The sequence below is a fragment of the Cupriavidus sp. HY129 genome, assembly GCF_059492215.1.
Genome location: NZ_CP083254.1, coordinates 754,322 through 775,166 on the forward strand (window position 1 = coordinate 754,322; position 20,845 = coordinate 775,166).

The window sequence follows — 20,845 nt, forward strand, 5'->3', positions numbered from 1 at the left end:
GGCACGTATTGGCATTGGGCAAGCCGCGCCGGGTGCTCTACGCTCTGGCCCATCGTTTGAACAGGACGCAAGGCAAGCGGATGCGCATAGCGATCGTGGGTGCCGGTGTGGTCGGCATGACCTCCGCGTGGCGGTTGGCCAACGATGGTCACGAAGTCACCGTGGTCGAGCGCCATGATGGTCCGGGCGAGGAGACCAGCTTCGCTAATGGTGGCCAGCTCAGCTACAGCTATGTGGCGCCGCTGGCCGGACCAGGCGTGTTGTCGAAGGTGCCGGGCTGGCTGCTGGATCGCGATTCACCGATGCGCTTCCGGCCATCCATGGACCCGTCGCAATGGCGCTGGCTGCTGGAATTCGCCCGCGCGTGCAATGCATCGGCTAGCGAGGCCGCCACGCGCAAGCTACTGCGCCTGTCGTTCTACTCGCGCGATCTGATGCAGGCTTTCGTCGATCGTCCGGACGCGCGGCAGGAGGGCGGTGGTTTCGATTTCGCGCGTAGCGGCAAGCTGATCGTGCACCGTGATGCGGCAACCTACGAATCGGCCTGTCGCCTGCTCGATTATCAGGCCAGCCTTGGTTGTGAACAGCAGGCATTGGATCGCGATGCCACGGTTGCGCTGGAGCCGGCGTTGGCCGGCATTCGGCAGGACATCGTCGGTGCGATCCACACGCCGAGCGAGGAAGTGGGCGATTGCCATCGCTTCTGCGTGTCGCTGGCCCATCTGTTGCAAGGCAGGCCGGGTGTCACGCTGCGCTTTGGCACGCGTGTGAACGAACTGGTGCGTGCGGGGGACCGCGTGACGGGCCTGCGCACCGATGCGGGTGATATCCGCGCCGATGCGGTGATTGTGTCGGGCGGCATCGGCAGCGTGCCGTTGCTCAAGCCGCTCGGTGTGCGGCCGATGCTGTGGCCGCTGAAGGGGTACAGCATCACGGTGCCGATCAGGCAGGGCGTGCTGGCGCCGCGTATCAGCGTGACTGACTTCGCCAACAAGATCGTCTATGCGCGCATCGGCGATACGCTGCGTGTGGCGGGGATGGCGGATATCGTGCGCGGCGGCGCGGTGATCGACCGCGAGCGCGCGCAGACGCTGGTCACGCAGACGCGTGCGGTGTTTGGCGACGTGAGCCATGGCGCGGACCTTGATGCATTGCAGCCGTGGGCCGGCCTGCGTCCGGCCACGCCCACGGGTTTGCCGATGATCGGCGAATCACGCATCCGCGGTCTGTGGCTGAACCTTGGCCACGGCGCGCTGGGTTTCACGCTGGCCATGGGCAGCGCGGGTGTGCTGGCCGATCGGATGGCTGGCCGCAAGCCGGTGGTGGATGCCGAAGATTTCAGTGCAGCGCTCGCATAGTCATTCTCGCGGGCGCACACGGGTTGTGCTGGAAGTCGCAGTTAGAGAGTCGTGCCATTAAATCAAGCCCCAACCAAGGAGCCGCACCATGAAGTCACTGTCCGTCCGTCCGACCCCCGTCACCCGCCTGCTGGCTGCCGCCGCGCTGCTCTGCGCCGCTGCCGGCGCACATGCCGCCGATGGCGATACGCTCAAGAAGATCAAGGACAGCGGTGTGATCTCGCTCGGTTACCGCGAGTCGTCGATTCCGTTCTCGTACTCGGACGGCAAGGAGGTGATGGGTTACTCCCATGACTACCTGCTGGCGATCGTCGACAAGGTGAAGGCGACACTGAACATGCCGAACCTGCAGGTCAAGCTGACGCCGATCACGTCGCAGAACCGCATCCCGCTGATGCAGAACGGCACCATCGACATCGAGTGCGGCAGCACCACGAATAACCTCGAGCGCCAGAAGCAGGTGGCGTTCTCGAACAGCCTGTTTATCTACGGCATCCGGATGCTGACGAAGAAGGATTCGGGCGTTACGGACTTCCCGCAGCTCAAGGACAAGAACGTGGTGACCACGGCTGGCACCACCGGCGAGCGCCTGCTGGTCAAGATGAACGGCGAAGGCATGAACATGAACCTGACCAGCGCCAAGGATCACGGCCAGGCGTTCCTGATCCTCGAGTCCGGTCGCGCTGCTGCATTCGTGATGGACGAGCCGCTGCTGTACGGCGAGCGCACCAAGGCCAAGAATGCCGCTGAGTGGGTGGTCGCTGGCAAGCCGCTGCAGACCGAGAACTACGCCTGCATGTTCCGCAAGGACGATCCGTCGTTCAAGAAACTGGTGGATGGCGTGGTGGCGGACATCATGACCAGTGGCCGCGGCGAGAAGCTCTACGCGAAGTGGTTCCAGTCGCCGATCCCGCCGCGCAACATCAATATGAATTACCCGCTGTCGCCGGACATGAAGCAACTGTTTGCCGAGCCGAACGACAAGGCATTCCAGTAAGACCGATCAGCAGCTTGTATCGCGATTTGCGCGGGGTGTTCCTTCCGTCTGGTCAATGTTGACATGTTGACGTGGAAGGGGAGGAGAGGGCCGATGCATCCAGAACAACAGCGTGCCGTACACCGGCACATCAGCATCGCGTCCTCTTCTCATTTTTTTCCCGCACGCCGATGACACGTCACTGATCCGGCGGCGCGGGCGGTGGCTGTGGCGTCTCGAGCTTGAGCCGGCGTCCCGTTTCAAGCCATGTCTTCAGGCCCGCCACGATCATCGGCCAGCCGTTGCGGCCGCCCTGCAGGATCTGTTCGTCAACCGGCTCACGATGGGTCTCGCTGACGGTCAGGCGTACAGCCTCGTCACCGAGCGCGTCGATTTGCCAGGTGACAATCACTTCCGGTAGTTGCCGAAATGCCTCGAGCCATTCCACGCGCCATGTGACGGACAACCGGTAAGGCGCGTCGGCGGTCAGCACCACGCCCTGCGAATCGACCTGACCATCTTCCATGCGTAGCACGAACGGGCTGTCGACCTTCCAGTCGGATTCGACGCGTCGGCCGAAGAAGTACTGCGTGCTTTGCGTGGGGTCGGTCAGCGCACCCCAGACTTGCTCCGGCGTGGCGGCGATGTAGGTGACGACGATGGTCTGCGGGATAGCCATGTGGAATCTCCTCGATGACGGGCGGAGCAGGGGCCGTCAGGGTAATGATGGGGAGAAGGGATACTGTCGCACCGAATGATGGTGGACGGCAAGCAGGTGAGAGTCGGGGGAGGGCTTGTGGTTCCGGCAACGTTACGTCGTTGTTGAGCCGGAAAGCCCGCTTCCCCGGCCCCTCTCCCGCGTGGCGGAAGAGGGGTGCAAGCCACGTAGCGGCTGATTCGGCCGAATCGGCGGAATCAGTTGCCCGCGACGCGCTTTGCGATGTGGTCGAGCGCTTCTTCCACCTGGTCGATCAGGATCAGGCACAGATCGCCGGGCTGCAGATGGCTCAGTGCCGTGTCGATGGCGACGAACTCGCCGCGGATCTCCTCGACATGGCTCGTGCGCTGGGCGCCTTGCAGGCCCTCGCGCAGCAGCGCCAGTACCTCGCCATCCTCGCGGCCGCGCTGGCACTGGTCCTGATACAGCACCACCTCGTCGAACACGCCACCGAGGATCTGCGTCTGCTTGCGGATGTCCTCGTCGCGTCGGTCGCCCGCGCCGCTGATCACCACCACGCGTCGCTTCGACGGCATCGTCGCCACGGCATTGCACAGCGCCTGGATGGCGTCGGGGTTATGGCCGTAGTCGGCGATCAGCGTGGCGCCCTTGTAGTCGAACACGTTGAAGCGGCCCGGGGCCGTCGCGGCGTCGTTGACAAAGGTGGCCAGCGCGCGGCGGATTACCGCCCAGTCGATGCCAAGCGCCCAGGCGGCGGCGATCGACGACATCGCGTTTTCCACCTGGAAGCCGATCGAGCCGTTGCGCGTGAGCGGGATGTCCGCCAACGGGATGCGCACTTCGGTGTCGCCTTCGGTTGCCACGATCTGGCCGCCCTCGACGAACACCACGCGCCTGCCTTGCGCGCGATGCAGCGCCATCGTCGGCAGACCGGCATCCTGCGCGAAGAACGTCACGGTGCCCGGGCAGGCATCGGCCATGCGCACCACCATTTCGTCCGCGGCGTTGAGCACGGCCATCCCGTGCGGTGCCACGTTCTGCACGATCACGCTCTTCAGCACGGCCAGGTCCTCGACGGTGCTGATGTACGACAGGCCCAGGTGATCCCCTTCGCCAACGTTGGTCACCACGGCCACGTCGCAGCGGTCGAATGCCAGGCCTTCGCGCAGCAGGCCACCGCGCGCGGTTTCGAACACGGCGGCGTCCACGTCCGGGTGCAACAGCACGTTGCGCGCGCTGCGCGGGCCGCTGCAGTCACCGGTATCGATGCGCTCGCCCTGGATGTACACGCCGTCGGTACCCGTCATGCCCATGCGCAGGCCGTTGGAGGCCATGATATGGGTGATCAGGCGCACCGTGGTGGTCTTGCCGTTGGTACCCGAGACCGCAACCACCGGGATGCGGCCATCGTCGCCATCGGCGAACATGGTCGAGATGATGGCTTCGCCGACCGCGCGTCCTTTGCCGTACGACGGCTGCAGGTGCATGCGCAGGCCCGGCGCGGCATTGACTTCGACGATGCCGCCGGCCTGCTCCTCGAACGGCTTGAGCATCGTTTCACAGACCGCGTCGACGCCGCAGATGTCCAGACCGACCATTTGCGCGGCCGCCACGGCGCGCGCCGCGATGTCCGGATGCACGTCGTCAGTGACGTCGGTGGCGCTGCCGCCGGTCGACAGGTTCGCGTTGTTGCGCAGGACCACGCGGGTGCCCTTGGCCGGCACGGCGTCGGCGCTCAGGCCCTGCTTGGCCAGCGTGGCCAGCGCGATATCGTCGAAGCGGATCTTCGTCAGCGACGTGGCATGACCCTCGCCACGGCGCGGGTCGCGGTTCACTTCTTCCACAAGCTGGCGCACGGTGTGTGCGCCGTCGCCAATCACCTGCGGCGGATCGCGGCGGGCGGCGGCCACCAGGTGCTTGCCCACCACGAGCAGACGGAAGTCATGGCCGGGGATGTAGCGCTCGACGAGCACGTCCGAGGAAATATCGGCGGCCACTTCATAAGCCGTCATCACTTCCTCGCGCGTGCGGATGCGCACGGCCACGCCCTTGCCCTGGTTGCCGTCGCGCGGCTTGACCACCACCGGACCGTTGATTTCCTGCGCGGCGGCCCATGCCTCTTCGGCGCTGGAGACCGAGCGGCCCATCGGCACCGGCACACCTGCCGCGTGCAGCAGGCTCTTGGTGAGTTCCTTGTCCTGTGCGATGGATTCGGACACCGCGCTGGTCATGTCGGTCTCGGCGGCCTGGATGCGGCGCTGCTTGCTGCCCCAGCCAAACTGGACCATCGAGCCCTGCGTCAGGCGGCGATACGGAATGCCACGCGCCACGGCGGCGTAGACGATCGAGCCCGTGCTCGGACCCAGGCGCACATCCTCGTCGAGTTCACGCAGACGATGCAGGGCATCGTCCAGGTCGAAGGGCAGGTCGTCGCGCGCGGCGATGCAAAGCTGCTCGGCCAGATTGAATGCCAGTCGGCCCACTTCCTCTTCGCTGTACTGCACCACCACCTGATAGGTGCCGGGTTCCAGCGTCGGTGCGGTGTGGCTGAACGTCACCGGGCAGCCGGCCGCGGCCTGCAGGCCAAGGGCTGCCACTTCGAGCACATGGGCCATCGAGGGCGATCCGGCCTCATCGTCCGGGCGCAGCGGGCCGATGCCCGGAAAGCGCCCGCGCAGGCGGTCTTCGAAACCGGGCAGCTCGGCCAGCCGAAGGGACTTGTCCGAGCACGCCACGATCGCTTCGATGGCTGTGTGACGACACCAGAGGTTCGGGCCACGCAGGGCCCGGATGCGAGAAACTTCCATAGAATCAGCTTTCCGTTTTTCTTTCCGGCTCGCGCATCACGCGCGGCGTCCGGCGCGGCCCATCCACTGGTGTACCTGTTCCACCGTGCTGTCTGTCGAGCCCTCGTCGCACTGCAGTACCAGCAGATCACCCGCCACGAGTTGGGCCAGCGCGGCTTCCACCGCCGCGCGGCGCGCGCCTTCGTCGATGATCTTGGTCACGCGGCGGCCTTCGTACAGGCCCTTCTTGAGCAGCGCGCGCGCCTCGGTCTCGGGGAGTTCGCGCTTGACGCTCTGGTCCTCGCACAGGAACACGCGGTCGAACGTGGCGCCAATCACCTTGCCCTGTTCGATCAGGTCCTCGTCACGACGCTGCACGCCCGCGCCGAACACGAGCATCCGGCGCTCGGACGGAAAGCGGTCGAGCGCGGCCGCCAGCGCCTCGAGCGCCGGAGCGTTGTGCGCGTCGTCCACCACCACGGTGGCGCCATGGTGCTCGAACAGCGTGAAGCGGCCCGGAACGTCCACCTGGCCGACGTCGAACGTGACGATGCCGGCACGGATCAGGTCGTTCGAAATGCCGAGCGCCCAACCCGTGGCCACGGCGGCCAGCACGTTCTCGATCTGGAATGCCACGCGTCCGGCGTAGGTCAGTGGAATCGCCGACACATCGGTCAGCGCGGTCTCGCTGTTGCCGGTGGCCAGCACCACCTTGCCGTCGCGCACGAACACCGCGCGCTTGCCTGCCGCGCGATGCATGGCGATGGCCGGCAGGTCGGCGGACAGGCCGAAGAAGATGACGTCGCCATCGCACAGCTCGGCCATTTCGACCAGACGCGCGTCAGCGGCGTTGAGCACGGCCACGCCGGTCTTGAGCACCACATCCACCTGCGTGCGCAGCACGTTGTACATGCGGTCTTCATCTTCGACGTAGAAGTCGCCGATGTGGTCGGGCTTGCCGAAGTTCGTGACCACGCCCACCTGGCAGCGGTCATAGGGCAGGCCCTGCGACAGGATCATGCCGCTGTCGTTCTCGAATACGGCGGCTTCCACCGCGCGGTTCATCAGGATGCGATGACCGGCATCCCAGCTCGCGCGGTCGCCCCGGCCGCCTTTCTCCACCTGGCGGCGGTCCAGGAACAGGCCGTCGCTGCAGGCCAGGCCCGTGTGCTTGCCCGACAGTTGCAGCAGTCGTGCCACGAGCTTGGCCACCACAGTCTTGCCGTTGGTGCCCGTAATGCCCACCACGGGGATGCGGCCATCGTCTTCCACGCCGTTCCGGCTCGGGAACAGGTGATCAACGATGGCGCGGCCCACCGGGCGCGGCTCGCCTTCAGCGGGCTTGATATGCATCAGCAGGCCCGGGCCGGCGTTGACTTCGACGATGGCGCCACGTTGTTCGGCCAGCGGGCGCGAGATGTCTTGCGCGACGAGGTCCACGCCGGCGATGTCGAGACCCACCACGCGAGCGGCCAGCGAGGCATGGGCGGCCACGCTCGGATGCACGCGGTCGGTCACGTCGAACGCGACATTGCCATTGCGCTGGATCAGCACGGTGCGGCCTTCCGGCGGCACGGCGCTGCCGTCGGCATAACCCTGGCGCTTCAGTTCCAGGCGTGCGGCCGAATCCAGACGCACGCGGTTCAGCGGATGGTCTTCGGTGCTGCCCCGACGTGGGTCGGAGTTGATCTGCAATTCGATCAGCTCGTCGATCGTCGACTTGCCGTCGCCGACCACCGAGGCGGTTTCGCCCATCGCGACGGCGACCACGCGGCCGCCCACCACCAGCAGGCGGTGCTCGTTGCCGGGCACGAAACGCTCGACGATCACGCCACTGCCTTCCTCGATGGCCACGGCATAGGCCGTTTCCACTTCCTCGCGGGTCATCAGGTTCGTGAACACGCCACGGCCGTGGTTGCCGTCGTACGGCTTGACCACCACGGGCACGCCGATGTCCTCGGCGGCATCCCAGGCGTCTTCGGCACTTTCGACCATGCGGCCTTCCGGCACCGGCACACCGCAGGATTCCAGCAGGCTCTTGGTCAGGTCCTTGTCGCGCGAGATCGACTCGCCGATGGCGCTGGTCCGGTCGGTCTCGGCCGTCCAGATGCGACGCTGGCGGGCGCCATAGCCGAGCTGGACGAGGTTGCCGTCCGACAGGCGGACCGACGGAATGTCTCGGTCATCCGCGGCATCGACGATGCACGCCGTGCTCGGGCCCAGGCAGTGTTCGTCGACCAGGCGGCGCAGGTTGTCCACCGCGGCGGGCACGTCGAAAGGACGGTCCTCGATGGCGGCCATGACCAGGTCACGGGCCGTGAACAGGGCTGCGCGCGTCACTTCCTCGTGCCAGGCGCGGACGATGACCTTGTACACGCCGCGGATCGGGGTCTCGCGGGCCTTGCCGAAGCCGCCCGGCATCCCGGCCAGGTTCTGCAGCTCAAGCGTGACGTGTTCCAGGATGTGGCCCGGCCAGGTGCCTTCCTTCAGGCGCATCAGGAAGCCGCCGCGCACCCCCGGGCTGCAGCGGTGTTCGATCAGCGTTGGCAGCCATGCCGACAGGCGCTCATAGAACCCCGGAATCGTGTTGGAGGGAAAATCCTCCAGTTCGCCGATATCGACCCATGCCTCCAGCACCGGCCGATATGTCCACATATTCGGGCCGCGCAGCGACATGACATCGAAAATCTCAATGTCCTTCTTTTTCATTGACTTAGCTTGAGGCAGTGGGCTGAATGCCCGAGAAATGGAAGCCTAACCTTTCGTTAACGTTACGGCGCCTTCAGGGTTGACCCTTGGCTGCCCCGATCTGGCCGGAACGTGTTGTGCAGTGCACCAGGCTCCTCCGCTTGTTTGCGTTATGTATACTTGCGGGCAAAATTGCGGGCCGCCACATGGCGCTCCGCTTAAATTGTTTCAAGTTATGTCCGTCGCTGATCCCTTCGGGACCCATTGCGGACGCGCTTTTCATTCGCTTTTCGCTTCTTGTCTGACGCGCCAACAATGACCCAGTCTTCCCCGTCCGTCCCTCCCAGCCCCGGTTTGCAAGGACCCTGGGGTGCCGAAATCGGCGCCACCCTGCAGCCTGGGGAAAACGTCCTGGCCGGACTGACGCTGGACCTGGACGCAAGGTTGCATTTTACCCAAGGGTGGCTGGTTGTGACGGACCGTCGCCTGATTGCGCGCGCGCCCGGTGAAAAAACCCTCCAGGACTGGGAAATCACGGCCGGCCAGACGCTGGCCCATGGGGACCACGCCGGGGTGGGCATGCTGGAACTGTCGGATGGCCAGCGCCGCCTGGCAAGCTGGCGCTATACGCTTGGTTACAATCCCGACGCATTGAGACTGGCCGACCAGTTCGATACGCGTCGCGACGCCCTGGCAACAGGCCGCGCCCCGGAGCCGGCCGATACCGAGATCTGCCCCACCTGCAAGGCGCCGTTGCCACCGGGCGAGGAACAGTGCCCGCAATGCAGCCGGGAACTGGAGACGCCCCCGTCGACATGGGCGCTCCTGCGCCTGTGGCGCTTCGCGCGGCCCTACCGCTGGGAACTGCTGGGCGGCTTCGTCCTGCTACTGCTGGGCACCGCCGCCACGCTCGTACCGCCGTACCTGACCATGCCGCTGATGGACAAGGTGCTGATTCCCTACCAGAACGGTGTGCCGATCGATATCGGCCTTGTCAAACTCTACCTGGCCGGCCTGCTGGGCGCCGCCCTGGTCGCCTGGGTGCTGGGCTGGGCACGTACCTACCTGCTGGCCCGGGTGTCGGAGCGGATCAGCGCCGACCTGCGCACCACCACCTACGAACATCTGCTCAAGCTGTCGCTCGAGTATTTCGGCGGCAAGCGCACTGGCGACCTGATGGCGCGCATCGGCTCGGAGAGCGACCGCATCAGCGTGTTCCTGTCCTTGCACCTGTTGGACTTCGCCACCGACGTGCTGATGATCGCAATGACGTCGATCATCCTCGTGTCGATCAATCCGTGGCTGGCGCTGGTCACGCTGGTGCCGCTGCCGTTCATCGCGTGGATGATCCATCTGGTGCGCGACCGCCTGCGCCATGGTTTCGAGAAGATCGACCGGATCTGGTCGGAGATCACCAACGTGCTGGCCGATACGATCCCCGGTATCCGGGTGGTGAAGGCCTTCGCGCAGGAAAAGCGCGAAGTGACGCGCTTTCACGAGGCGAACAAGCACAACCTGGCCATCAATGATCGGGTCAACGCGGTGTGGTCGCTGTTCACGCCGACGGTCACGTTCCTGACCGAGGTGGGCCTGCTGGTGGTCTGGATCTTCGGCATCTGGCAGGTCAGCCACGATGCGATCACCGTGGGTGTGCTGGTGGCGTTCCTGACCTACATCAGCCGCTTCTACACGCGCCTGGATTCGATGAGCCGCATCGTCTCGGTGACGCAGAAGGCCGCCGCCGGCGCCAAGCGGATCTTCGATATTCTCGATCACGTGTCGAGCGTGCCGGAGCCGCAGAAGCCGGTGCACATCGACAATGTCCAGGGCGCCATCGAATTGCGCGACCTCGGGTTCCGCTACGGGAACCGTGCCGTGATCCGTGGGCTGAACCTGTCGATCCAGCCGGGTGAGATGATCGGCCTGGTGGGGCATAGCGGCTCGGGCAAGAGCACGCTGGTCAACCTGATCTGCCGTTTCTATGACGTGTCCGAAGGTGCGATTCGCGTGGACGGTGTCGATATCCGCTCGTTGCCGGTTTCGGAGTTCCGCCGCCATATCGGCCTGGTTTTGCAGGAGCCATTCCTGTTCTTCGGCACGATCGCCGACAATATCGCCTACGGCAAGCCCGACGCGACCCGCGAGGAAATCATCGCGGCCGCCCGTGCCGCCCACGCGCACGAGTTCATTCTGCGGCTGCCGCACGGCTACGATTCGCTCGTGGGCGAACGTGGTCAGGCGTTGTCCGGCGGCGAGCGCCAGCGCATCTCGATCGCCCGCGCGCTGCTGATCAATCCACGCATCCTGATCCTGGACGAAGCCACCTCGTCGGTGGATACGACGACGGAGAAGGAAATCCAGAAGGCGCTGGACAATCTCGTGCAGGGCCGTACCACGATCGCCATCGCGCACCGCCTCTCCACGCTGCGCAAGGCCGACCGTCTGGTGGTGATGGATCGTGGCCAGATCGTCGAAGTGGGCAATCACGACGAACTGATGGCGCGTGAAGGCGCGTACTACAAGCTGTACCAGGCACAGGCGCGCAACGTGGATACCGACGCCGATGCGATCAGCGACGGCGAAGTCGCGGAAGCGAAGGAGGCCGTCGGTGCGCAGTAATCAAACTTCCGAACAGACTCACGAACAAGCGGCCATGCAGACGCCTGACTTCAATCTGACCCGCAACAGCTTCGGCAAGCTGGTGCTGACGCTGGCCGATGGCGTGTCGCACGAAGGGGTGGTGCCGGTGCGAGCCTTCCCGATCTCCGCGCCCGACGGCGGCGTGGGCATGATGAGCACGGATGGCCGGGAACTGGCCTGGATTCCGAGCCTCGACGGCCTGCCGGCGCCGACCCGCGAACTGATCGAGTCGGAACTGGCCGGGCGCGAGTTCATGCCAGAAATCCGGAAGATCGTGGGCGTCTCGACGTATGCCACGCCGAGCGTGTGGACCGTGCAGACCGATCGTGGTCAGACTGATCTGGTGCTGCGTGGCGAGGAGGATATCCGTCGGCTCGTTGGCAATACGCTGCTGATCTCGGACAGCCACGGCATCCACTATCTGATTCGAGACCTGATGGCGCTCGACAAGCCCAGCCGCAAGATCCTGGATCGGTTCCTCTGACGCTGCCGAGGCCATCGCCCGGCACAGCATGAAAAACGGCACGCAATGGCGTGCCGTTTTCGTTTCCTCATCTGACCGTCGCGCAGTCGCGAAGCGACTCAGTGCAGCAACGTCGATACCTGGTCGTCCTCGTCATCCCAGTCTTCGAGTTCGATCGGCGAGTCCGGCGCCATGTCCCACACCATCGAGTGAAAACGAGGGGTGAACCACTGGCGGAACATCTCCAGCGAGATCTGCTGGGGCCATAGCGAGTCGTCAAACCATTCCCCGAGCATGAATTCGAAGAACGTACGCCAGCGCTTCTCCACCCAGCGCAGCGCGTTCTCAGGTGTATCTGCCACCTCGGGCAACAGGAACACGCTGGCGTCGTCGCGGATGGCCTCGAGCGTCAGCGTGGGCACAGGTTCGGGATCCACCGCCTTGACCCAGTCAAGGAAGGGCTGCTCCGGCACAAGCAGGCAGACGGAGCGGTTGACGGTGAAGCGGGGGTGGTCGGACATGGAGGCGATGCGGGGAAGGGAAAACAGCGATGGCCTATTGTAGCGTCCCCCGTCCTGACGGCAGGCAGGGTGCCCGATGATTTATGGAAATTACGATTTCCTTGGTGTTGGCGGACAGATCAACGCAAGACGTATCCTGGCTATCGCTATGGAGTCGACAAGGACGCACCCAGCGCAAGCGGCCGTTCTGGTGGCAACGACAGTTCCAGTGGTAGATCGACAGGGCAGCCCGATGGCGGCAGCCATGACACCTGGCGCGATGGCCCCACGTATGAACCACGTATGAAATTGGTCAGGCCGTCACCTATCAGGGCACGCGCTGCGTCTGCCTCCAAAGCCTTACGATGTGGTGCAGTGCTGGATGGGTCCCAGCGGTAGCGCCGGCCTTGTGGCGTGTGGTTCGCTAAGTGTTGTTTTTTCGCTGGATCTTGCGTGAATCGGTTCCGATTTTTTAAGTTTTCTGCGAAGAATGCCGTCATCGTTCAGATACGGGGACTGGAGTCGTTTGATGAGTTTTACTTTTCTCCCGCCGGGTGACGCCTTCATGCCGACCATGACAGAGCGTTTCGCCGAAGCGGAAAAAATTGAAGATCGCACAGCGCGTTGGACTGCCCAGGCAGAGATCGCGCTGAACACTGGCGACATGTACCTGGTCGGTCTCGTGCTGTTCAAAGCCATCCAGGAGTTCGGCCCCGAGGCGTTTGCCGCGCACTCGGGCGAACCCCTGGCGCGGCTGCAGCGGCTATGGATGCCTGGTGTGCTCACCTCGCCTGATCAGGCGGAGCGGCTGTATACGCACCTCGGCGTGACGGTCGGCATCGAACCGTTTCATGCGGCGCGGCTGGCTGGCATGCCTCTGGATGGCGCGTCGATGCACTGACGACGGGCGCGCCACATCGGCGCGCGATGAATCGTGCAGGCAACAAAAAACCCAACCGGTGACGGTTGGGTTTCATGTTTGGTGGAGCCGGCGGGAATCGAACCCGCGTCCGCAAGCCCTCCACAGAGAGTTCTACATACTTAGTTCTGTCATTTGATTTAACCGGCGCATCGCGGACGAACACGCTCTACGACGGCGAGTCACTAGGTTTTCGTCCTCGGGCCCGTGACACTCCCAAAGCTTATCTGACGTAAATGACCTCGCTGGTTCTTGCGAACCCTAGCCCGTCAGCGAGCCAGTGCGAGGACGGCGGCCCTTAGGCTGCCAGTGCGTAACGTTCGTCGTTAGCAGTTATTGCATTCCCATTGATTAACGAGGTGACGGGTCCTCGGTATGCCCTCCACTGCTTTGTAACCCACGTCGAAACCAGGTCGGCCCCTATGTGCGTCAAAACGCGAAAGAACATGGATTGTACCTGCTTTCGACGCACTCCGCGTGGTTCTGTTCCTTGGTCAGGAGAATAGCGGTAGCAGTTCCGCTGGATGGCGGATCAGGTAGTCGGCGCCCCAGGTTTCCGGAGGTTCAGCTTCGCCGCAGTAGCCGTATGCCGCTGCGACCGTGGTCATGCCGGCGGCCTGGCCAGCCTGAATGTCGCGCAGATCGTCGCCGACGTATATGCACCGGCCGGGCGCCACGCCGCTCAATTCCGCAGCTCGCAGCAGCGGTGCGGGGTGGGGCTTGGCGTAAGGGGTGGTGTCACCACTGACCACGGCCGAGGCGCGTGGCGTCAGGCCGATCGCATTGACCAGCGGCACGGTGAAGCGGGCAATCTTGTTGGTCACGATGCCCCAGCGAATGCCCGTGGACTCCAGTTGCGCCAGCACCTGGTCCATCCCCTCGAACAGGCGCGTATGGACGGCGATATCGGCCTCGTAGTAGTCAAGGAACGCGTCGCGCAAGGCCGGGAACTCGGGATCCTCCGGGCGCTTGCCGAACGCCACACCGAGCAGGCCACGCGCGCCGTGCGAAGCTACCGGACGGAGCCGTTCGTACGCGACTGGCAACATGCCATGTTCGATGACCAGCCGGTTCGCGGCAGCGGCGAGGTCAGGAGCGGTATCGGCAAGTGTGCCGTCAAGATCGAAGAAAACTGCGTCGAACGTCATCATGGTTCAAGGCTTGCGGAAAGCCATCATGTAATTGACGTCGGTGTCGCGGCCAAGCGAGTAGATCTGCGTCAACGGGTTGTAGGTCATGCCGCGCATCTCGATCATGTCCAGTCCGGCATTTCGCGCGAAGCGGGCGAGTTCGGATGGCGTGATGAATTTCTCGTAGTCGTGCGTGCCGCGCGGCAGCATGTTCAATACGTACTCGGCGCCGACGACGGCAAGCAGGTACGCCTTGAGGTTGCGGTTGATGGTCGAGAAGAAGACGTAGCCGCCCGGCTTTGCGAGCGTCATGCACGCGCGCACGATCGACTGGGGGTCGGGCACATGCTCCAGCATTTCCATGCACGTCACCACGTCGACGCTGGCCGGCGCGCGGGCCGCCAGGTCCTCGACGGCGATCTCCTCGTAGGTCACCGCCACGCCCGATTCCAGGCTGTGCAGGTCGGCGACCTTGAGCGCCTTCGTAGACAGGTCGATGCCACGCACGGTAGCGCCCGCGCGGGCCATGCTTTCGGAAAGGATGCCGCCTCCGCAGCCGACGTCGATGACCTGCTTGCCCGACAGGTGGGCAATGTCGTCGATCCAGCCCAGGCGCAGCGGGTTGAGGTCATGCAGCGGCTTGAACTCGCTGTTGGGGTCCCACCAGCGGTGGGCCAGCTCGCTGAACTTGTCGATCTCCTTCGGATCGGCGTTGCGGCTGCTTGGCGTATCGGGAGTGGAGTGCAGGGTGGTCGATTGCGACATCATGGGTGCCGGCGAGCGGCAAATCAGGTGAGAAGTCTGCGGCAACTTTACCAAAAAAAAAGCCCAGCTTGCGCTGGGCTTTTCTTCATCGGAGAGGATCCGATTAACGTGCGCTGCGGGTGCCGACCACTTCGACTTCCACGCGACGGTTCGGCTGCTGGCAGGCGATCTGAGCAGTGCGGTTGCCCTTGCACGACTTCGGATCAACCTTCAGCTGACGCTTGCCCTTGCCTTCGGTGTACACGCGGTTGGCTTCAACGCCCTTGCTCACCAGGTAGGCCTTGACCGACTCAGCACGACGGATCGACAGGCGATCGTTGTACTTGTCCGAACCGAACGAATCGGTGTGACCAACAGCGATGATCACTTCCAGGGTGATGCCTTGCAGCTTCGAAACCAGGTCGTCCAGCTTGGCCTTGCCTTCGGGCTTCAGAACAGCCTTGTCGAAGTCGAACAGGGTGTCAGCAGCGAAAGTGACCTTCTCGCTCGACACAACCGGCGGTGCCACCGGGGTCGGGGCCGGAGCCGCAGCAGCCGGAGCCAGCGCGCCATCGCACTGTGCATTGGCCGTTGCCGGGGTCCAGGAGCTGTCGCGCCAGCAGAGCTCGTTCGTGCCATTCTTCCACACGTACTCGCTCGTACCGTTGCCCCAGTTGTCGTTCACTGCCTTCTTTTCATAGGGGACGGACTGGGCTTGAGCGGATGCAGCCATTACTGCGGTAGCTGCAACGAGCGCGAGCTTGGCAAATTTTTTCATATTTCTCCTCTCAGGATGAGATCACCGCAGGGTTACTGCGAGCAAATGGACGAAAACAAGTCATACATTCTTCGGAGTATAACATTCTCGACGTGGAGCATGATCCACTTCGAACAACGTCTGGCTCTTCGCTGGGGAATTGTGCCACAAGGCTCGTTTCCTAAGAAGTAAATATATTCGATTCAACCAAGCGGTTTTGGGCCTGTGGTGTTTGTGCAACATCCGCCTTGCGGCGCCCGCAAAGCCTTGTCCCATATGGGGTTGCCGGGTGAGGGGGTGGTCGCTGAAAGCGCCGTCGAGGGGCGGGAGCGAGGGGTTCCCGCAGGGTCGGGAAGGGGGGTGCGTGCATGATAGAATGCCATGTTCGCCCGATGCCGTATGCCGGTCTCCGTCATGCGGGAATCGGAGTCCCATTTGCCTAAACCCGCCGCATAAACCACGTCGCAATGGATCAATTCGCCAAAGAAACCCTTCCGGTCTCACTGGAAGAGGAAATGCGCCGCTCATACCTGGATTACGCAATGAGCGTAATCGTGGGGCGCGCGCTTCCCGACGTTCGGGACGGCCTGAAACCGGTACACCGGCGCGTGCTGTTTGCGATGCATGAGCTCAACAACGACTGGAACCGGCCGTACAAGAAGTCGGCCCGTATCGTCGGCGATGTGATTGGTAAATATCACCCGCACGGCGATACCGCGGTGTACGACACGATCGTGCGTATGGCGCAGAATTTCTCCCTGCGCTACATGCTGGTCGACGGTCAGGGCAACTTCGGTTCGGTGGATGGAGATAACGCGGCGGCAATGCGTTATACCGAAATCCGCCTGTCGAAGATTGCCCATGAAATGCTTCAGGATATTGACAAGGAAACTGTCGATTTCGAACCGAACTATGACGGTTCGGAGAAAGAGCCTGGCATTTTGCCGGCACGTATTCCGAATCTTCTGATCAATGGTTCGTCGGGTATTGCGGTCGGCATGGCCACCAATATTCCGCCGCATAACCTCAATGAGGTTGTCGATGCCTGTCTGCATCTGCTGCGTAATCCCGATGCCACCGTCGATGAACTGATCGAATTGGTGCCGGCGCCCGATTTTCCGACCGCCGGCATTATCTACGGCATCCAGGGCGTGCGCGAAGGCTACCGCACTGGCCGTGGCCGTGTGGTCATGCGTGCCCGCACGCACTTCGAAGACATTGACCGGGGCCAGCGCCAGGCGATCATCGTCGACGAGCTGCCGTACCAGGTGAACAAGCGGACACTGCTCGAGCGCATTGCCGAGCTGGTGACCGAGAAGAAGGTCGAAGGTATTTCGGACATCCGCGACGAATCTGACAAGTCAGGTATGCGCGTGGTGATCGAACTCAAGCGCAATGAGGTGCCTGAGGTCGTTCTGAACAACCTATATAAGAACACCCAGCTCCAGGACACCTTCGGCATGAACATGGTGGCCCTGGTCGATGGCCAGCCGCGCCTGCTGAACCTGCGCCAGATGCTGGATGCGTTCCTGTCGCACCGGCGCGAGGTGGTTACCCGCCGTACCGTGTTCGAGCTGCGCAAGGCGCGCGAGCGCGGTCACGTGCTGGAAGGCCTGGCCGTGGCGCTGGCCAACATCGACGAGTTCATCGCGATCATCAAGGCTGCGCCGACGCCGCCGATCGCGAAGCAGGAGCTGATGTCGAAGCCCTGGGATTCGGGTCTGGTGCGCGAAATGCTGGCACGTGCCGAAAGCGACACTGCGGGCGGCCGTGCATCGTACCGCCCGGACGGTCTGCCGGCGGTGTTCGGCATGCAGCCGGATGGCCTGTATCGCCTGTCCGACGGTCAGGCTCAGGAAATCCTGCAAATGCGCCTGCAACGCCTCACGGGGCTCGAGCAGGACAAGATTGTCCAGGAGTACCGCGAGGTCATGGGCCTGATCGCCGATCTGCTCGACATCCTGGCCCGCCCGGAGCGCATCGCGACGATCATCACCGACGAGCTTGGAGCGATTCGGGCGGAATTCGGTGACGAGCGCCGTTCGCAGATCGAGCTGAACGCGACTGAACTCGATACCGAGGACCTGATCACGCCGCAGGACATGGTCGTGACGCTGTCGCATTCCGGCTATATGAAGAGCCAGCCGATTTCCGAGTACCGCGCGCAGAAGCGTGGTGGGCGCGGCAAGCTGGCGACGGCGACGAAGGAAGACGACTGGATCGACACGCTGTTCGTCGCAAACACGCACGACTACATCCTGTGCTTCTCGAACCGGGGCCGGCTGTACTGGCTGAAGGTCTATGAGGTGCCGCAGGGCTCGCGCAATTCGCGTGGACGGCCGATCGTGAACATGTTCCCGCTGGCCGACGGCGAGAAGATCAACGTCATCCTGCCGGTGCGCCAGTTCGATGCCGAGCACTTCATCTTCATGGCCACGGCGCGTGGCACGGTGAAGAAGACCGTGCTCACCGATTTCTCGAATCCGCGCAAGGCGGGCATCATCGCCGTGGATCTCGACGAGGGCGACTTCCTGATCGGTGCTGCCGTGACCGACGGCCAGCACGACGTGATGCTGTTCTCCGACGCCGGCAAGGCCGTGCGATTCGATGAGAACGACGTGCGTCCGATGGGCCGGCAGGCACGCGGTGTCCGCGGCATGAACCTCGATGAAGGTCAGGCCGTGATCGCCATGCTGGTTGCGCCGGCCGAATCCGCGGAAACGGAATCGTCGGTTGTGGAGGGAGATGTGTCTCCGGTGGGCAGCGTTCTGACTGCAACCGAGAATGGTTACGGCAAGCGCACTCCGATCTCCGAATACACTCGACACGGACGTGGCACCAAGGGCATGATTGCGATCCAGACGAGCGAGCGCAATGGCCGCGTGGTGGCTGCGGCGCTGGTTTCGCCCGAAGATGAAATCATGCTGATCACGACCGGCGGCGTGCTGATTCGCACCCGCGTGGCCGAAATCCGCGAGATGGGTCGTGCTACGCAGGGTGTGACGTTGATCAACGTCGACGAGGGCACCAAGCTGTCGGGTCTGCAGCGCATCGTGGAAAGCGACGCGGACAACGGCTCGGGGGCAGAGGAGGGCGAAGCGGCTGATGATGCCGCGGGCGCCACCGATGCCGGAGCCACTGACGCGGATGCGAATTCGTAATTTGTTGCAACATTGGAACCACGGTCGGAACTCGCCAGACGGCCGTGCGGACTAATCCGGACTTATTTTCCAGGGAGTCATAATGCTCAAAACCTATCGACGTATCGCTATTCTGGCTGCAGTTGCTCCGATGATGATGCTGGCGCAAGCCGCGCATGCACAGGCGGACGACAAGGATAAGACCGCGGCCATCAAGGAACTGCTGACCGTCATGCAGGCCGATCAGGCTGTCAAGGGTCAGGCCGACAACTGGCAGCAGGGCGCGAAGCAGGAAGCGCCGCTGGTGCTGGAGCAGGTGCTGGTTGAGAACAAGACGCTGAACGACAAACAGAAGCAAGCTGCTGTCGAGAAGCTCAAGAAGAACGGCGCTGTACAGCGCATGGTCGATGGCGCCGGCACGGCCTTCTCGACCGATGCGTTCAAGCAGGACGCCCTCAAGGCTCACTACGACGCCTTCGGCAAGTACTACTCCACGCAGGAAATCAAGGACCTGACCACGTTCCTGAAGTCGCCGACCGGCCAGAAGTTCATGGCCAACCAGGGCAAGGCCACTCAGGAAATCTGGGGTTCGATGATGCAGAAGTACGGCCCGCAGGTTGGCAAGTCGATGCGTGACGCCGCCGAGAAGGAAATCGCCGCCGCTGCGAAGTGATCGGCAAGTGATCCGCAGGTGATCGGTGGCTGGCCTGTGGGGCATTCTCCCGGGCTGGTCTGCCGCTCACGCCGCCCCTGGCCGGCACCCATGGTGTCCAAGGGGCGTGGGTTTGAGGGATAATGGCTGCTTGGTTCAAACCGGCAGCCATTTTTCCATCTTCCCTCCATGAACGATCCCCAGAATCCCGCCCTCGTCGGCCTGCAACGTTCCCTGGCCGAGCGCGTGTTCAATTTCTCGCCTGGTCCGGCCGCCCTGCCGACTGAAGTCCTGCATCAGGCCGCCGAGGAAATGCTGTCGTGGCGCGGCACGGGTGTATCTGTGATGGAGATGAGCCACCGCAGCCGTGAGTTCGAAGGAATTCACAACGAGGCGCTGGCTGACCTGCGCGAACTGCTGCAGGTGCCCAAGAATTTCCGCATCCTGTTCCTGCAAGGCGGTGCGATCGGCGAGAACGGTATCGTGCCGCTGAATCTTGCCAGTCGCATCAACGCAGCAAAGCCGAAGACCGATTTCGTCGTGACCGGCACGTGGTCCGTCAAGACCGAGCAGGAAGCGCGTCGCTACAGCGAAGTCAACATCGTGGCTTCGAGCCAGGACCAGAAGTGGCACAAGATCCCGGATGTGGCATCGTGGAAGCTGTCGGACGACGCCGCGTACGTGCACCTGTGCACCAATGAGACGATCGTTGGCACGGAGTTCCAGGAGATCCCCGACATTGGCCAGACCGGCACGCACGACAAGGGCCGCATCGTCGTGGCCGATGCGTCGAGCCACATCCTTTCGCGCCCGATCGACTGGTCGCGCGTGCAGGTGGTCTATGGCGGCGCCCAGAAGAACATCGGCCCGGCCGGTGTGACGATCGTCATCGTGCGCGAAGACCTGATCGGTTTCGCGCATCCGCTGTGCCCGTCGGCGTTCAACTGGCGCCTCGTGGCCGAATATGATTCGATGTACAACACGCCGCCCACCTATGCGATCTACATCGCCGGGCTCGTGTTCAAGTGGCTCAAGGCTCAGGGAGGTGTGCCCGCGATCGAGCAGCGCAATATCGCCAAGGCGCGCGCGCTTTACGACTTCCTGGACCAGAGCGACTTCTACCGCAACGAAATCGACCCCAGCTGCCGCTCGCGCATGAACGTACCGTTCTTCCTGCGCGACGAATCGCGCAACGAAGCGTTCCTGACCCAGGCGCGCGCGAACGGCCTGGTACAGCTCAAGGGCCACAAGTCCGTGGGCGGAATGCGTGCAAGCATCTACAACGCGATGCCGCTCGAGGGTGTTACCGCGCTGATCGAGTTCATGCGCGAATTCGAGCGTACCGCCGCCTGACGGCGGTCAAAGCGTCGCGCCGCGCACAGCCATGCGCGCGGCGTGGCTTCGCCCCAGACT

At 63.5% G+C, this 20,845-nt stretch carries 16 protein-coding genes and 1 other RNA gene; 9 read left to right on the forward strand and 8 right to left on the reverse strand.

Translation table 11 applies throughout. The annotated features are described in order from the left end of the window. Positions 1-80 precede the first annotated feature (80 nt). Together K6G35_RS03450 and K6G35_RS03455 are read left to right on the forward strand one after the other, a co-directional pair. A complete protein-coding gene (locus K6G35_RS03450; protein ID WP_495676096.1) occupies positions 81-1,358 on the forward strand; it encodes a D-amino acid dehydrogenase in 1,278 nt (425 codons plus the stop codon). Between the two features lie 88 nt (positions 1,359-1,446). Further along, complete coding sequence (locus K6G35_RS03455; protein WP_060784395.1) at positions 1,447-2,355, forward strand: glutamate/aspartate ABC transporter substrate-binding protein; 909 nt, start codon at positions 1,447-1,449, stop codon at positions 2,353-2,355. 178 nt (positions 2,356-2,533) lie between these two features. On the opposite strand, the gene K6G35_RS03460 is transcribed toward K6G35_RS03455, so the two are convergent. From K6G35_RS03460 to cphA (K6G35_RS03470), 3 genes are all read right to left on the reverse strand, one after another. Next, positions 2,534-3,013: an SRPBCC family protein gene (locus tag K6G35_RS03460; protein ID WP_495676097.1), complete on the reverse strand. Its 480-nt coding sequence runs from the start codon at positions 3,011-3,013 to the stop codon at positions 2,534-2,536. Positions 3,014-3,249: 236 nt separating this feature from the next. Then, a complete protein-coding gene (cphA, locus tag K6G35_RS03465; RefSeq protein WP_495676098.1) occupies positions 3,250-5,820 on the reverse strand; it encodes a cyanophycin synthetase in 2,571 nt (856 codons plus the stop codon). A gap of 36 nt (positions 5,821-5,856) precedes the next feature. Continuing rightward, complete coding sequence (gene cphA, locus K6G35_RS03470; protein WP_008643637.1) at positions 5,857-8,508, reverse strand: cyanophycin synthetase; 2,652 nt, start codon at positions 8,506-8,508, stop codon at positions 5,857-5,859. A gap of 294 nt (positions 8,509-8,802) precedes the next feature. Here cphA (K6G35_RS03470) and K6G35_RS03475 point away from each other — a divergent pair, with 294 nt between their 5' ends. Continuing rightward, the gene (locus K6G35_RS03475) at positions 8,803-11,106 is read left to right on the forward strand and encodes a cyanophycin metabolism-associated ABC transporter (protein ID WP_495676099.1); all 2,304 of its coding nucleotides are present in this window, start codon (positions 8,803-8,805) and stop codon (positions 11,104-11,106) included. A 34-nt stretch (positions 11,107-11,140) separates the two neighbouring features. Continuing rightward, positions 11,141-11,611 carry a cyanophycin metabolism-associated DUF1854 family protein gene (locus K6G35_RS03480; protein ID WP_008643642.1) on the forward strand — a complete coding sequence of 157 codons (471 nt, stop codon included), beginning with the start codon at positions 11,141-11,143 and terminating at the stop codon, positions 11,609-11,611. Between the two features lie 98 nt (positions 11,612-11,709). Here K6G35_RS03480 and K6G35_RS03485 read toward each other — a convergent pair whose 3' ends face one another. After that, positions 11,710-12,111: a hypothetical protein gene (locus K6G35_RS03485; protein WP_008643644.1), complete on the reverse strand. Its 402-nt coding sequence runs from the start codon at positions 12,109-12,111 to the stop codon at positions 11,710-11,712. A gap of 287 nt (positions 12,112-12,398) precedes the next feature. On the opposite strand from K6G35_RS03485, the gene K6G35_RS03490 reads away from it, so the two are divergent. Together K6G35_RS03490 and K6G35_RS03495 are read left to right on the forward strand one after the other, a co-directional pair. Beyond that, a complete protein-coding gene (locus tag K6G35_RS03490) occupies positions 12,399-12,518 on the forward strand; it encodes a hypothetical protein (RefSeq protein WP_375199157.1) in 120 nt (39 codons plus the stop codon). A 101-nt stretch (positions 12,519-12,619) separates the two neighbouring features. Beyond that, positions 12,620-12,991: a hypothetical protein gene (locus K6G35_RS03495; RefSeq protein WP_008643645.1), complete on the forward strand. Its 372-nt coding sequence runs from the start codon at positions 12,620-12,622 to the stop codon at positions 12,989-12,991. 79 nt (positions 12,992-13,070) lie between these two features. Here K6G35_RS03495 and ssrA read toward each other — a convergent pair. The 4 genes from ssrA to ompA form a co-directional block, all read right to left on the reverse strand. Next, positions 13,071-13,430: a transfer-messenger RNA gene (gene ssrA / locus K6G35_RS03500) on the reverse strand. A 73-nt stretch (positions 13,431-13,503) separates the two neighbouring features. Then, complete coding sequence (gene gph / locus K6G35_RS03505) at positions 13,504-14,160, reverse strand: phosphoglycolate phosphatase (RefSeq protein ID WP_024570694.1); 657 nt, start codon at positions 14,158-14,160, stop codon at positions 13,504-13,506. A gap of 3 nt (positions 14,161-14,163) precedes the next feature. Continuing rightward, positions 14,164-14,907, reverse strand: coding sequence for a bifunctional 2-polyprenyl-6-hydroxyphenol methylase/3-demethylubiquinol 3-O-methyltransferase UbiG (ubiG, locus tag K6G35_RS03510; protein ID WP_017515205.1), 744 nt, complete (start codon positions 14,905-14,907; stop codon positions 14,164-14,166). 100 nt (positions 14,908-15,007) lie between these two features. Beyond that, positions 15,008-15,661, reverse strand: coding sequence for an outer membrane protein OmpA (gene ompA, locus K6G35_RS03515; RefSeq protein ID WP_008643648.1), 654 nt, complete (start codon positions 15,659-15,661; stop codon positions 15,008-15,010). Between the two features lie 446 nt (positions 15,662-16,107). On the opposite strand from ompA, the gene gyrA reads away from it, so the two are divergent. The 3 genes from gyrA to serC all read left to right on the forward strand — a co-directional run bounded on the left by gyrA (position 16,108) and on the right by serC (position 20,785). Then, positions 16,108-18,801 carry a DNA gyrase subunit A gene (gene gyrA, locus K6G35_RS03520; RefSeq protein WP_495676100.1) on the forward strand — a complete coding sequence of 898 codons (2,694 nt, stop codon included), beginning with the start codon at positions 16,108-16,110 and terminating at the stop codon, positions 18,799-18,801. A gap of 82 nt (positions 18,802-18,883) precedes the next feature. Beyond that, the gene (locus tag K6G35_RS03525) at positions 18,884-19,453 is read left to right on the forward strand and encodes a DUF2059 domain-containing protein (RefSeq protein WP_008643650.1); all 570 of its coding nucleotides are present in this window, start codon (positions 18,884-18,886) and stop codon (positions 19,451-19,453) included. 168 nt (positions 19,454-19,621) lie between these two features. Then, positions 19,622-20,785, forward strand: coding sequence for a 3-phosphoserine/phosphohydroxythreonine transaminase (gene serC, locus K6G35_RS03530; RefSeq protein WP_008643651.1), 1,164 nt, complete (start codon positions 19,622-19,624; stop codon positions 20,783-20,785). The last annotated feature ends 60 nt before the right edge of the window (positions 20,786-20,845 follow it).

Excerpts from the sequence above, each read along its gene's own strand:
- K6G35_RS03475 (WP_495676099.1), top strand. The coding sequence starts at position 8,803 with ATGACCCAGTCTTCCCCGTCCGTCCCTCCCAGCCCCGGTTTGCAAGGA.
- K6G35_RS03450 (WP_495676096.1), top strand. The coding sequence starts at position 81 with ATGCGCATAGCGATCGTGGGTGCCGGTGTGGTCGGCATGACCTCCGCG.
- K6G35_RS03455 (WP_060784395.1), top strand. The coding sequence starts at position 1,447 with ATGAAGTCACTGTCCGTCCGTCCGACCCCCGTCACCCGCCTGCTGGCT.
- serC (WP_008643651.1), top strand. The coding sequence starts at position 19,622 with ATGAACGATCCCCAGAATCCCGCCCTCGTCGGCCTGCAACGTTCCCTG.
- K6G35_RS03460 (WP_495676097.1), bottom strand. The coding sequence starts at position 3,013 with ATGGCTATCCCGCAGACCATCGTCGTCACCTACATCGCCGCCACGCCG.
- gph (WP_024570694.1), bottom strand. The coding sequence starts at position 14,160 with ATGATGACGTTCGACGCAGTTTTCTTCGATCTTGACGGCACACTTGCC.
- K6G35_RS03525 (WP_008643650.1), top strand. The coding sequence starts at position 18,884 with ATGCTCAAAACCTATCGACGTATCGCTATTCTGGCTGCAGTTGCTCCG.
- gyrA (WP_495676100.1), top strand. The coding sequence starts at position 16,108 with ATGGATCAATTCGCCAAAGAAACCCTTCCGGTCTCACTGGAAGAGGAA.
- cphA (WP_495676098.1), bottom strand. The coding sequence starts at position 5,820 with ATGGAAGTTTCTCGCATCCGGGCCCTGCGTGGCCCGAACCTCTGGTGT.
- ompA (WP_008643648.1), bottom strand. The coding sequence starts at position 15,661 with ATGAAAAAATTTGCCAAGCTCGCGCTCGTTGCAGCTACCGCAGTAATG.
- K6G35_RS03485 (WP_008643644.1), bottom strand. The coding sequence starts at position 12,111 with ATGTCCGACCACCCCCGCTTCACCGTCAACCGCTCCGTCTGCCTGCTT.
- ubiG (WP_017515205.1), bottom strand. The coding sequence starts at position 14,907 with ATGATGTCGCAATCGACCACCCTGCACTCCACTCCCGATACGCCAAGC.
- K6G35_RS03480 (WP_008643642.1), top strand. The coding sequence starts at position 11,141 with ATGCAGACGCCTGACTTCAATCTGACCCGCAACAGCTTCGGCAAGCTG.
- K6G35_RS03495 (WP_008643645.1), top strand. The coding sequence starts at position 12,620 with ATGAGTTTTACTTTTCTCCCGCCGGGTGACGCCTTCATGCCGACCATG.
- cphA (WP_008643637.1), bottom strand. The coding sequence starts at position 8,508 with ATGAAAAAGAAGGACATTGAGATTTTCGATGTCATGTCGCTGCGCGGC.